At 60.0% G+C, this 12,811-nt stretch carries 11 protein-coding genes; 10 read left to right on the top strand and 1 reads right to left on the bottom strand.

The genetic code is table 11. The features are described 5' to 3' along the window. Positions 1-62 precede the first annotated feature (62 nt). Positions 63-2,123 carry a preQ(1) synthase gene (gene queF / locus WB402_RS13740; RefSeq protein WP_424208802.1) on the bottom strand — a complete coding sequence of 687 codons (2,061 nt, stop codon included), beginning with the start codon at positions 2,121-2,123 and terminating at the stop codon, positions 63-65. 82 nt (positions 2,124-2,205) lie between these two features. On the opposite strand from queF, the gene smc reads away from it, so the two are divergent. From smc to WB402_RS13690, 10 genes are all read left to right on the top strand, one after another. After that, entirely contained in the window at positions 2,206-5,709 is a 3,504-nt protein-coding gene (gene smc / locus WB402_RS13735) for a chromosome segregation protein SMC (protein WP_424208800.1), read from the top strand. Next, positions 5,709-6,914, top strand: coding sequence for a cell division protein ZipA C-terminal FtsZ-binding domain-containing protein (locus WB402_RS13730; RefSeq protein WP_424208799.1), 1,206 nt, complete (start codon positions 5,709-5,711; stop codon positions 6,912-6,914). The genes smc and WB402_RS13730 overlap by 1 nt, the downstream gene beginning before the upstream one ends. After that, the gene (gene ligA, locus WB402_RS13725; RefSeq protein WP_424208797.1) at positions 6,911-8,923 is read left to right on the top strand and encodes an NAD-dependent DNA ligase LigA; all 2,013 of its coding nucleotides are present in this window, start codon (positions 6,911-6,913) and stop codon (positions 8,921-8,923) included. Before WB402_RS13730 ends, ligA begins: the two co-directional genes overlap by 4 nt. Positions 8,924-9,068: 145 nt before the next feature. Continuing rightward, entirely contained in the window at positions 9,069-9,344 is a 276-nt protein-coding gene (locus tag WB402_RS13720; protein ID WP_424208795.1) for a hypothetical protein, read from the top strand. Positions 9,345-9,714: 370 nt separating this feature from the next. Continuing rightward, positions 9,715-10,248, top strand: a complete 534-nt coding sequence (locus WB402_RS13715; protein WP_424208793.1) for an REP-associated tyrosine transposase — start codon at positions 9,715-9,717, stop codon at positions 10,246-10,248. A 202-nt stretch (positions 10,249-10,450) separates the two neighbouring features. After that, the gene (locus tag WB402_RS13710) at positions 10,451-10,819 is read left to right on the top strand and encodes a TusE/DsrC/DsvC family sulfur relay protein (RefSeq protein ID WP_424208791.1); all 369 of its coding nucleotides are present in this window, start codon (positions 10,451-10,453) and stop codon (positions 10,817-10,819) included. Between the two features lie 149 nt (positions 10,820-10,968). Continuing rightward, positions 10,969-11,154: a hypothetical protein gene (locus WB402_RS13705; protein WP_424208789.1), complete on the top strand. Its 186-nt coding sequence runs from the start codon at positions 10,969-10,971 to the stop codon at positions 11,152-11,154. Positions 11,155-11,180: 26 nt separating this feature from the next. Then, positions 11,181-11,438 carry a type II toxin-antitoxin system RelE/ParE family toxin gene (locus WB402_RS13700; RefSeq protein ID WP_424208787.1) on the top strand — a complete coding sequence of 86 codons (258 nt, stop codon included), beginning with the start codon at positions 11,181-11,183 and terminating at the stop codon, positions 11,436-11,438. Between the two features lie 56 nt (positions 11,439-11,494). Beyond that, complete coding sequence (locus WB402_RS13695) at positions 11,495-12,349, top strand: EamA family transporter (protein WP_424208785.1); 855 nt, start codon at positions 11,495-11,497, stop codon at positions 12,347-12,349. A gap of 111 nt (positions 12,350-12,460) precedes the next feature. After that, positions 12,461-12,811: zinc-ribbon domain-containing protein (locus tag WB402_RS13690; RefSeq protein WP_424208783.1), on the top strand; the 351-nt coding region annotated here is incomplete at its 3' end.

The following is a 12,811-nucleotide window of genomic DNA, read 5'->3' as shown; positions in this document are numbered from 1 at the left end:
GTAAAAAACCGCCCGAAAGGGCGGTTTTTTTATGCCGCGTGGCAAGGACTGAAGGCGGACGTTTATTGGTATATTTTGGTCACGATCCCGGCGGCCAGCAGGGCGGAGCCGTAGGCGGCGTGTCCGGAGCGAGCCTTTTCCATTTCGACCTGCAGAATACGTTCGCGGATGCGTTCCCAAGCCGGATTTTTGGCGCCGCCGCCAGCGGTATAAACCGTCGTGATCGCCGGTGCACCCAGCTTTTTCAGCAGTTCGTAACCCTGCGCCTCGATGCGCGCGATGCCCTCGAGCATTCCCTGAAAGAAGGTGATGCTGTTGCCGGGCAGCGGTTCGAGCCGCGGCATCATTTCCGGGTTGTTGATCGGGAAACGCTCGCCGATATCCGGCAATGGATAGTAATCCAGCTCGGTGAAGTTTTCCGGGTCGAGCAGCGGCGTCATTTCCTGCATTTGTGCGACCTTGAAGTACTGCAACAACACGGCGCCGCCGCTGTTCGAGGCGCCACCCGCGAGCCAGTACTTGCCGAGGCGGTGACTGTAGATGCCGTGCTCCCGCGAGAATACCGGTTTTTCCGACAGCAGCTTCAGCACCAGCGTCGTGCCGAGCACCGTCACCGCATGTCCAGGTTCGGTGGCGCCGGCAGCGAGGAATGCCGCCACGCCGTCGGTGGTTCCGGCCAGGACCTGGGTGTCGGCGGGTAACCCGAATTTTTTGGCGATGTCGGCGCTGATGGTTCCCAGCATCTCGCCCGGCACGTGCACTTCCGGCAGCATCTCGACATTCAGCCCCAGCTTGTTGAGCCATTTGGGCCAGTCCATTTTTTCGGCATCGAACCCGAGCTTGAGGCAGTTATTGTAGTCACTGTGGCCAAAGCGGCCGGTCAGCCTGCCGCTGATCCAATCGGATTGATGCAGCGCATGTTTGGCGCGTTTGTCGAGCTTGCGCTCGTGCAACCATAAAAGTTTTGAGAGACTGCTGCCGGCTCCCTGGGCGCCGGAATTGGCGCTGGCCAACGTGGCGATTTTATTCGCCTGCTCCACCGAGCGTTGATCGTTGTACATGATGGCCGGCGTGACCGGGTTGCCTTTGTCGTCGGTCAGCAGCAGGGTGCCGGAAGTGCCGTCCACGGCGAGCGCTCGCACCCGTGCCGGGTCGATCTGTTTCAGCAGATTCTCCAGACAGCCGCACACGGCTTTCCACCACACGGTCGGGTCCTGCGTCACCTGCTCGTTGTTGCGCGCCGGGGTGGCAATCGGCGCGCTCATTTCAGCCTTGACCGTGCCGCTATCGTCCACCGCGATGGCGCGACAGCCGGTGGTGCCGAGATCAATGCCGATATAGAGCCCGTCCTTACGCACCACCGGTTCCGGGGGAGGCGGCTCGATGATGGTCTCTTCGATCGGCGGCGGCTCCACGATTGGCGGCGGATCCGACCGGCGGTTACGTCGCAACATGCGGAAGCGGTTGCTCGCCGATCGTTCCGTCGCGGCCGGGGCGTCGGGTTCCGTTAATGGCACCGGACTGCGGGGTTTCGACGCGGGCGTGACGGGGGCGTCGGGTAGAGTCAAAGGCACCGGGTTGCGGGGTTTCGGCGCCGTCGCGGCTGGTACGTCGGGAACAATCAAAGGGACCGGGCTTCGAGTTTTCGACACAGGCGCGACGGGGGCGGCGGGCGTTTTCGCCGCTGTCCCGGCCAGGGGTTCCTTCCCCGGCAGCGTCTGGACCTCGCGTGGAATATCGGCAGGAGGCGGTGGCGGTCTATTCCAGTCGCTCTGGCGGTGCACAACCTCGACGGTCGTGTACAGGCCGCCGCGGACGTTGAACTTGGCCCGCAAGCGCATGTACCGCGGCTGCGTGACGGCCACGAGATCGCTCAGGATCCGGTTGGTCACGTCCTCGTGGAAATGCCCTTCATGGCGGTAGGACCAGATATAGAGCTTGAGCGACTTGAGCTCCACGCACAGCCGGTCCGGGACGTATTCGAGGTTCAGGGTGGCGAAGTCCGGCTGGCCGGTCTTCGGGCACAGACAAGTGAACTCCGGAGATTCGATCTCGATGATATAATCCCGCCCCGGATGCGGATTGGGAAAGGTATCCAGATTTTTGCTGGGCTGGGTCGGCATGTCTTTGGCTGGCAAGTGTTTGGAATATCGGTAAAATTGTAGCCTACTTTCCAACGACGGACAGGAACGGTCACCACACGAAATGCGGCTTAAAACCATCAAGCTTTCCGGCTTCAAGTCGTTTGTCGAACCCATCACCATCCCCATTTCCGGCGACCTGATCGGCATTATCGGCCCGAACGGTTGCGGCAAATCCAACATCATCGACGCGGTGCGCTGGGTCATGGGCGAGATGTCCGCCAAGAACCTGCGCGGCGATTCCATGGCCGACGTCATTTTCAACGGCTCCAATTCGCGCAAGCCGGTGGCCGCGGCCTCCGTCGAACTCGTCTTCGACAACAGCGACGGGACGGCCGGCGGCCAGTACGCCAGTTACGCCGAGATCGCCATCCGTCGCGAGGCCGGGCGCGACGGTCAATCCGATTACTACCTCAACCGCACCAAGTGCCGGCGCAAGGACATCACCGACATTTTCCTCGGCACCGGCTTGGGGCCGCGCGCCTACTCGATCATCGAGCAAGGCATGGTGACGCGCATCATCGAGGCCAAGCCCGAGGATCTGCGCGGCTTCATCGAGGAAGCCGCGGGCATTTCGAAATACAAGGAACGCCGGCGCGAGACCGAAAACCGCATCAAGCACACACGCGAGAATCTCACGCGTGTGGAAGACATCCGCAAGGAACTCGAGACACAGCTGTCGAAACTGCAAAAGCAGTCCAAGGCCGCCGCGCGCTACAAGGATCTGAAACAGGAAGAACGCCTGGTGAAGGCGCAGCTGCTGGCGTTGCGCTGGCTCGAGCTCGACCAGAAGCTGCATGCGCACGATCGCGAGCTCGCGGCGCTGCAGAACGCGCTCGACCTGGCGCTGGCGCGGCAGCACGGAATCGAAGCCGAGATCGAAAAAATCCGCTCCCAGCAGACCGAGGCGATGGACAGCTTCAACGCCGTGCAGGCGGAGTTCTATACCGTGGGCGCCGAGGTCTCGCGCCTCGAGCAGGCCATCCAGCACGCGCGCGAGACGCGCGAGAACCAGTTGCGCGAACAGGAACAGATCAACCGCGCGTGGGGAGAGGCGAGCAGCCATCTGCAAGCTGACGTGACGCGCATGGATGAAATGAAGCGCCGGCTCGACGAGTTGGCGCCGCAACTCGGAGAGCATGTCCGCGCACGCGACGCGGCGGTCGAAAATCGCAGCCAGTCCGAGCGCAACATGCAGGACTGGCAAACCGAATGGGAGTCGTTCAGCGCGATGGCGGCCGAACCGGCCAAGGTGCGCGATGTCCAGAACGCCCGCATCCTGCAGCTGGAACAGCATCTCGAGCAACTGCGGCAGCGCCAGGCACGCCTCGAACAGGAGGCGTCCAGCATCGCCGCGGAACTGGATAAAGAACCCGTCGGCGCGCTGCAAACACAGGTGGCCGAGCTGGATGAGGCATGCGAGTCGAAAGAACGCTCGATCGCCGACATCGAGACACGTCTGCGCGAGACGCGCGACCGGCGCGATGAACTCGACGATGAACTGGCCGAGGTGCGCGGGCAGAAACAGAACAGCGAGGCACGCCTGGCTTCATTGCGCGAGTTGCAAGCGGCAGCGCAAGGTGAGAGCGATGCGTCCCTGGGTGAATGGCTGCACGGTCAGGGTCTCGACAAGTCCCCGCGCCTGGCCGGAATACTGAAGGTCGATGCCGGCTGGGAAAAGGCGGTCGAGCGGGTGCTTGGCGTCAACCTCGGCGCCGTGTGTGTGCCGAGCATGGACCAGGTGACGGCGGCCACCGGTTCCCCTCAATCGCAGGTTACCTTCATCGAACTTGGCGCGTCGCAAGGGCATCAACCGTCCACGCGCGCGGCCTTGCTCGACAAGGTGAAAAGTGAAATCGATCTGGCGCCGCTCCTCGAAGGAATCTTTGTTACCGAGACGCTGGAACAGGCGCTGGTAATGCGTGCCGCGCTCTCCACGCGCGAGTCCATCGTCACCCACGATGGCGCCTGGGTCGGCCGCAACTGGCTGAGCTTGGGGCAGGAGAAAGGCGCGCGCGCCGGCTGGCTGCTGCGCGAGCGTGAAATCGAAACCCTGCAATCCGAACTGTCCAGGTTGCAGGACAAGCTAGGCAATCTCCAAGCCGAACTCGCCGCGATGGACACGCAGCTGCAGAATCTCGAAGACGAGCGCGATGAACACAGCCGTGACCTGAATGAAAATAATCGCGAACGCGCCCGCCTGCGCGAGCAGCTGGGTCACAAGCAGGCGCGGCTGTCGCAGCTCGAATCCCGCCGCGCGCAGATCGGGCACGAGCAACATGAAATCACCGAACAGCTCAACCGCGATCAGGCCGAAGTCACGGCGGCGGGTGATCTGTTGCACCAGGCCGAAGCCACCGGCGGCGAACACGAACAGCGGCGCGGGCAATTGCAGCAGAAGCGCCAGGCGTTGCAGGACGCGGTGGAACAGACGCGCACGCAGGAGACCGAGGCGCGCGATCGTCTGCATCGCCTGGAGATCGAGCACGAAACCCTGCAGACCTCGTTCGACGGAACGAGTGGCAGCCATGCGCGACTCGAAAGCCAGTTGCAGCAGCTCATCTCACGGCGCGAGCAACTGACGCTGGTGCTGTCGGACGCACAGGACCCCACGCCCGCTTACCGCCAGCAACTGGATGAATTTCTGCAAAAACGCCTGGTCATCGAAGAGCGTCTCAACGCCGCGCGCCAGGGCGTGACCGATCTCGAGACGCACCTGCGCGAGCAGGAACAGGCGCGGACCCACGAAGAACGGCAGGTTTCCGAGGTGCGCGAGAAGCACGAGGGCGAGCGCATCGTGCGACAGGAGATGGTGGTGCGGCGCGACACCTTCGCCGATCAGTTGCGCGAAGCCGGCTTCGAGATCGAGCCGCTGCGCCAAGAACTGCCGCCCGAAGCGACCGAAACGGAATGGGCCGCGCGTCTGGAGCAGGTTACGGCGCGCATTGAGCGCCTCGGACCGATCAACCTGGTGGCGATCGAGGAGTTCGAGGAAGCGAGCACGCGCAAGAACTATCTCGACAAGCAGTACGAGGATTTGTCCCAGGCGCTGTCCACGCTGGAAGAGGCGATCCGCAAGATCGACCGCGAAACGCGCACGCGCTTCAAGGAAACCTTCGATCAGGTCAACGAATATTTCCAGAGCTTCTTCCCGCAGCTTTTCGGCGGCGGCAGCGCGCACCTCGAGTTGACGGACAACGACCTGCTCGAAACCGGCGTCGGCGTCATGGCGCGTCCGCCGGGTAAGCGCAACAGCACGATTCACCTGCTCTCCGGCGGTGAGAAGGCGTTGACCGCGGTCTCGCTGGTGTTTGCCATCTTCCAGCTCAATCCGGCGCCGTTCTGCCTGCTCGACGAGGTGGACGCGCCGCTCGACGACGCCAACGTGATCCGCTACTGCGAGACGCTGAAGACGCTGTCGCAGAAGACCCAGCTGGTTTACATCACGCACAACAAGATCAGTATGGAAATGGCGGACGTCCTGATCGGGGTCACCATGTCCGAGCCGGGCGTCTCGCGCCTGGTGGCGGTCGACGTGGATCAGGCCATGGAGATGGTCGCGCAGTAATGGACCTGCAGTATGCCCTGCTTTTCATCGGAATCGTCGTCGTCGCCATTGTTGCCCTGACCACCTACGACATGGCGCGTCTGCGCCAGCCGCGTTCGCGGCCGGACGAGTCCGACAAAAAGTTTTCCGAAGACGAAACATCCCTGCGCCCCAGCGTGCTGAGCGCCACACGCGAGCACGGCAGCGAAAAGGTGCTGCGCTCCGACGTCGAGATGGCTCCGCGGGAAGTGCCGCGGCAGGAAATCCTGCGCAAGGAAATCCGGCAGCTCGAGGAAGTGGCGACCATGCCGCTCGACCTTAAGGCCGGGCTGCGACCACCCCGGCTCGGCGAGGCCGAGCCCGGACGGCAGTATCTTTCAGACGAGAAAATCGACTTCGTCATTCATCTCCCGGGTGAGCAGCCGGTGGCGCGCGACGCGGCGCTCGGCATCTTCAAACAGCACGAATACAAACTGAACAAGGCGCGGCATCTTTACGGCCAGCACTACCGCACCGAACACTGGTCGGACTTGCAACTCGATCCGTCCAGAACGCAGTATAGCGACCTCACGCTCTCCATCCAGCTGGTCGATCCCAAGGGGCCGGTCGATGAATCGGAACTCACGACGTTTACCGAAATCGGCCTGCAACTGGCGGATACACTGCATCGACCCACGAAACTGCCGCTCACCTTCGAGCAGGGGCTGGCGCGCGCCCGGGAGCTGCAAGAGTTTTGCGACACCTATGACGTGATCGCCGGCATTCACATCGTGCCGAACACCGACACCGCGTTTCCGGGTCGCGCCATTGAAATGGCGGCGCGCCACGCGGGCATGGAGCTCGGCGCGATGAATATTTTTCACATGAAGAATACCGTCGCTCCCGGCAGCCGGTTTCTTTTCAGCCTCGCGAATCTCGACGAGTCGAGCGGATTCGATCCCGCGGCCTGGGACAGTTTCGAAACACTGGGACTCACGCTGTTCATGAGCGTGCCGTGCGCGTACCACCCGGGTGCGCTGTTCGATAAGATGGTGGCGACCACCCGGGAAATCGCCGATACGCTGGGCGGAAAACTCCAGGACCAGAACCGCCGCCCACTCACCGACAAGGGCATCGCGGTGATCCACCACCAGATCGAGGACATCGAGGAAAAAATGCGCGCCTTCGGCATTCCCCCGGGAAGCGAGACGGCGCTGAAGCTGTTCAACGAAGCCGCTACCTTATGAGCGGTGCGGACAAGCTCCGCGAACGCGCGGAAGAGCTTCGCCAAGAGATCAATTACCACAACTACCGCTACTACGTCCTCGACGATCCTGTCGTTGCCGACCCGCAATACGACAAGCTGTTGCGCGAGCTGCAGCAGATCGAATCCGACCATCCCGAACTGATCACGCACGATTCGCCGACGCAGCGCGTCGGCGCGGCGCCGCTGTCCGAGTTCGGCGAGGTGCGCCACAAAATCCCGATGACCTCGATGGATAACGCCTTCGACGACAACGAGACGCGCGAGTGGGATCAGCGCGTGCGCAAGAGCCTGGAGATCGAGGGCGATGTTGCATACACCGCAGAGCCCAAGTTTGACGGTACCTCGGTGAGCCTGCGTTACGAGCACGGCGTGCTGATGAAGGCCGGCACGCGCGGTGACGGCAGCACCGGCGAGGACGTGACGGCGAACGTGCGCACCATCAAGACCGTGCCGCTGCACCTGCAAGGCAAAGGTTGGCCGAAGGTCGTCGAAGTACGCGGCGAAGTCGTGATCCCAAAAAAGGATTTCGAGCGCCTCAACGCCGAACAACTGAAGCAGGGCAGCAAGGTTTTCGCTAACCCGCGCAACGCCGCTGCAGGTTCGCTGCGTCAGCTCGATCCGCGCGTCACTGCGTCGCGTCCGCTGAGTTATTTCCCCTGGGGATTGGGCGAGGTTTCCGAGCCGGTTGCCCGGCATTATTCAGAAGTGTCGAAACATTTGAAAGACTGGGGCTTTCGTGTCACCGAATTTTTCCGCGTGGTGCATGGTCCGGATGAGTGCCTCCAGTATTATCAGGAAATTCTCACCAAACGCGATAAGCTGCCGTTCGAGATCGACGGCGTGGTGTACAAGGTAGACGACCTGCGAGCGCGCGATCAGCTGGGCTTCACGGCGCGTGCGCCGCGCTGGGCGATCGCGCACAAGCTGCCAGCGCAGGAAGAGGCCACGGTCGTCGAGGACATCATGGCGTCGGTCGGCCGCACCGGCGTGATCACGCCGGTCGCGGTGCTCAGGCCGGTTCAGGTCAGCGGCGTGACCGTGACACACGCGACGCTGCACAATCAGGACGAGGTTGAGCGCAAGGACGTGCGCATCGGCGACACTGTTATCGTAAGGCGCGCTGGCGACGTCATTCCCGAGGTCGTAGGCGTGATTAAGGAAAAACGCCCGCGCGGTGCACGCAAGTGGCACACACCGGACAAGTGTCCGGTATGCGGCTCGCAAGTCATTCGTGAAGAGGAGGAAGCGGCGCACCGCTGTATGGGCGGGCTCGTGTGCTCCGCCCAGCGCATGGGCGCGATCCTGCATTTCGCCTCGCGCCACGCGATGGACATCGAGGGTCTCGGCGACAAGCTGGTGCAGCAATTGGTGGACAAGGACATGGTGAAAACCGTGGCCGATATCTACCGCCTCAAGAAAGACGCGCTTGCCGATCTCGAGCGCATGGCCGAGAAATCGGCACAGAATCTTCTCGAACAGATCGAAAAGAGCAAGAACACCACGCTCGCGCGTTTTCTCCACGCACTTGGCATCCCGCAAGTGGGCGAAGCCACCGCGCAACTGCTCGCGGATCAGTTCGGTTCGATGGATGACATCATGGACGCTGACCGGGAAACGCTGGAACAGATACACGGCATTGGCCCGGCCATGGCCGAGGACATTTCCAGTTTCTTCCATGAAAAGCACAACCGCGGCGTGATCCGCGACCTGCTCAAGGCCGGTATCCACTGGTTCAAGCCCGCGCGCGTCAAAAAATCCTCGGCGCTTGTAGGCAAGACCTTCGTTCTCACCGGCGGGCTTTCCACCATGACCCGCGATGAAGCCAAGCGCAGGCTGCAAGAATTAGGCGCCAAGATCGCCGGCAGTGTCTCGAAGAAAACGGATTACGTTATCGTGGGTGAGGAGCCAGGTTCGAAAGCCGACAAGGCCCGGGAATTGGGCGTCACGATGTTGGACGAAAAGGAATTTCTAAAGTTGCTGGGTAAATAGCTTTCATGTAGGTTGGGGTGAATGAAATGAACCCCAACAAATCTGAGATCGAGGGTTTGATGACGAAAGTATAAGGGCAACATGGGGGGGATTGTGTTGGAGTTCACTGCGCTCACCCCAACCTACGTTTACAAGGAGGTGTCGAATGATGGTGCTAGTCGTGCTCCTTGGGTGGTTCCTCGGTTTCGCTGGACTTGCGTTACATCTTTACACTGTCCTCGTTGACTATGAAGGATTCGGTTTCTGGTCTGCTTTCCTTGCTTTCTTGTTTCCGGTGCTCGCCCAAATCTACTATAGCTACAAAACAATCGCGGTAACTGGCCTGTTTTTGAATTTCTATACTTTTTGGGTCGGTTTGTACTTGCTCGGATGGCTCGCTTGGATTATGTCGGCTATTATCGCTGGAAGACGTCATGGTTAAGCGTCTTTCTGTCGCGTTCATCGCCTGTTCTGTATTAGCAGGTTGCGTCGCTACACTTGGTGATATAGGTAACTCATGGAAAGGCGCCCCTGTAAATGAATTTATTGATCGTGCCGGCATTCCAATAAGATCAGTTTCACTACCCGACGGTCGCATAGCGTGCACATTGGGGAACTCCATACGAACTTACTCTGATAACGCAAAACGGCATTATCAAAGACTGGTCTTCCAGAAACTGCGCATCTGTTCACCCGCTGGTAGGAAGCTGGAAACGTTAATGAGTTGGACGTTGTTCTCATAGCTTGTAGGTTGGGGTGAGCGCAGTGAACCCCAACAAACACAAACAAAACTTCGTTGAGTTATCGTTCTCATGCGTTATCGCCGCGCAGGGGTTCCCGGAGCAAGCTATTTCTTCACCGTCAATCTTGCCGAGCGGAGCCGGAGTTTGTTGGTGGATCATGCCGATGTCCTGCGAGCGGTAATCCGCGAGGTGCAATCCCGGTATCCGTTCCGCATTGATGCGATGGTGGTGCTCCTGGACCATCTTCACGCCATCTGGACATTGCCGAAAAACGATAAGGACTTTTCCACTCGCTGGATGTTGATCAAAATCGGATTCTCGCGCAGGTTGCTGGCGGGCGAACGGCGCAACAGAAGCCGGGCGGGAAAGGGCGAGCGCGGCATCTGGCAGCGGCGCTTCTGGGAGCATTTGATACGTGATGAAAAAGATTATGAGCGCCACGTGGATTACATTCACTATAACCCGGTGAAGCACGGTTATGTGACAAGACCGGTGGATTGGCCCCATTCAAGTATCCATCGGTTTATTGCCCAAGGAATTGTGGGTCCGGATTGGGCGGATGGGGATCGGCACGAGGCCAGCAACGAATACGGCGAACGATGATTTTGTTGGGGTTCGCAGGGCTCACCCCAACCTAGACACTTCAGCCCACACACTACTTCTGGCCCTGGCCAACGCTTACAAGAATCCTCGCTGGAATGTGGGGGTTTAGCCGTTCATAAGGCCATGGTTGATGTTCGTCAAAACGCGTGGAGAATAGTGCATGCATGAAATCAACTTCAGGATGACGAAAGGAGGTCGAGCCATGACCAGTCTATTAGATGCGATCAAGGAAGACGAAAGTGTAACGACCAAGGATGCCAGGTTCCCTCACGCGCCAGCGGACTGGACGCGCGAGCTAGCCGTCAAGACCGCGCAGCGGGAAGGGCTCATGCTCGGTGAGGACCACTGGGAAGCGGTGCGCGCGTTGCAGCAGTACTACGTCAAGCACGAGGAGATCAACATCAACATGCGCGAGTTGCACGATGCGCTGGATGAGAAGTTTCACGGGAAAGGCGGCATGAAGTACCTCTATCAGCTCTTTCCGGCCGGTCCGGTGGCGCAGGGCTGCCTTATCGCCGGGCTCAAGGCGCCGGCGGGAGCCACCGACAAGAGTTTCGGCAGCGTGGTTTAGACGCGATCGCCACGGGAACCCGGCCCGCGGGCCGGGTTCGTTGCGCTCACTCGTTTGCCTGCTACGAAAAAATGGTTTCTTCAAGCTGGTTGGCAGCAAATATCGTCGCGGCATATACTGATTTTTAGAGATTAATGAAGAGGTAACCCATGTCCTCAGCCAAGGAACAGATGACGAGGATCATCCAGCAGCAGCCGGATGATAGTTCTTATGATGAAATCCTGCGCGAGCTGGCTTTCGCCAGAATGGTTGAGCGTGGTTTAAAAGACTCCAAGGAGAATCGCAAAATCAGCAACGAGGAAATGCAGCATAGAATCAAGACATGGCAAAAATAAGCTGGACCTCGGAGGCGGAACGGTGGATGAAGAACATTTATGATTTCATCGCTGTTGATAACCCAGGTGCAGCAGTTCAGGTAATTACCGGTATATACGCGAAGGCCCAATTACTGACTCAATTCCCAGAGATCGGATACCGATATGACAAGCATCAGAATGATGATATTCGTATTTTGCTTTACGGGCATTATCGTATCGCTTATCTCGTCAGGGCAGACGGAGACGTAGATATCCTTGGTGTGTTTCACGGCGCGCTGGATATGCAGCGGTACCTGCTGTGATAACAAATAAAGTTAGTTCTTAGAGCCGTGCTTATAGCGCACGCTACGCTGCTGATATGATCGCCGCGGCGCTGGCGCTCACGGCGGCGGTGTTGATGCATGTCGCCTGGAACCTGCTGGCGCGCGCCAGTCATCCCGACAGCCGGTTTCTGTGGTGGGCGCTCGTTGGTTATCTCGTCATCCTCGGCCCGTGGTCGCTGTACGCGCTCGCGACAGAGGCTCATTGGTCGTACTCCCTCGCCGGCCTGTTGGTCATCTCGGCGCTGGCCAACAGCGTTTACTTTCTCGTGCTGGGTGCCGCCTATCGGCGCGCGCCGGTGGCGCTGGTTTATCCCATCGCGCGCAGTTCGCCCTTGCTGATCGCCGTCTGGAGCAGCCTGTTCTTTGGCGAGGTGATCGTTGCAACGGGATGGCTGGGGATACTCGTTTCCGTCGGCGGTTTATTGCTGATGGCGGCGAGCGCGAAACATGGCGACAGCCGCCGCGCGCTGCTTTGGGCCGTGATCGCGGCGTTTGCCACCAGCGTGTATTCGCTGAGCAACAAGCTGGCGGTGACGAGTCTGCCGACTTATGGCGCGCAGCTCGGGCTCGTGAGCACCGATCTGTTTGTCTCGTTCGTCGCGCTCAGCATTGAGCAGCGCGTGCGCTTCGGACGCTGGCGTCCCGCGACGATGCCGCCGATAGTCCGCTGGTTGCCCGCCGGGCTGTTCATCGGCAATGCCTACGGACTGGTGATCTTCGCGATGCAATATCTCTCCGCTGCATACGCCGTCGCCTTTACCAACGCGGGGATTGTCATTGCCGGTCTGCTTTCCATCTTTGCCTTCAAGGAGCGCGAGCACGCTGGCCAGCGTGTCGTCGCCATTGCGGTGATCACCGTCGGACTGGGGATACTGGCTTGGTCTGCTTGAAACAGACATCGACAGGAATTCCAAATTCATGAATGCCGGCGGAAAAATAGTACTTGCCGCTGGCTGTCCGCGCGCTTAAATTGGCGGGAGACATCAGGACCGACGGATTTCATGCGCAACTTTCATTGTGTCTGCGGCAACACGGTTTACTTCGAGAGTACGAAGTGCCTCGTCTGTGGACGCGCCCTGGGTTTTCTTCCACAACAGCTGCTGTTGTGCGCCATCGAGCCGCACGATGACACCCGCTGGCGCGCCCTGGCTCCCGCCGCCTCCGGCCGGTCATGGCTCCAGTGCCGGAATTACCGGGAGGAAAAAGTCTGCAACTGGATGGTGTCGGAGGATGATCCCAACCCGTACTGTCTCGCTTGCCGCCTCAATAACCTGATTCCGAATCTCACCGACCCGCGCAATCGCGTGTTATGGGCGCGCATTGAGCAGGCGAAGCAAAGGTTGCTCTATACC

It is taken from the genome of Sulfuricaulis sp., from assembly GCF_049587675.1.
Classification (GTDB): Bacteria; Pseudomonadota; Gammaproteobacteria; order Acidiferrobacterales; family Sulfurifustaceae; genus Sulfuricaulis.
Note: the sequence above shows the minus strand (reverse complement) of the source record. Positions and strands in the feature narration are given on the sequence as shown.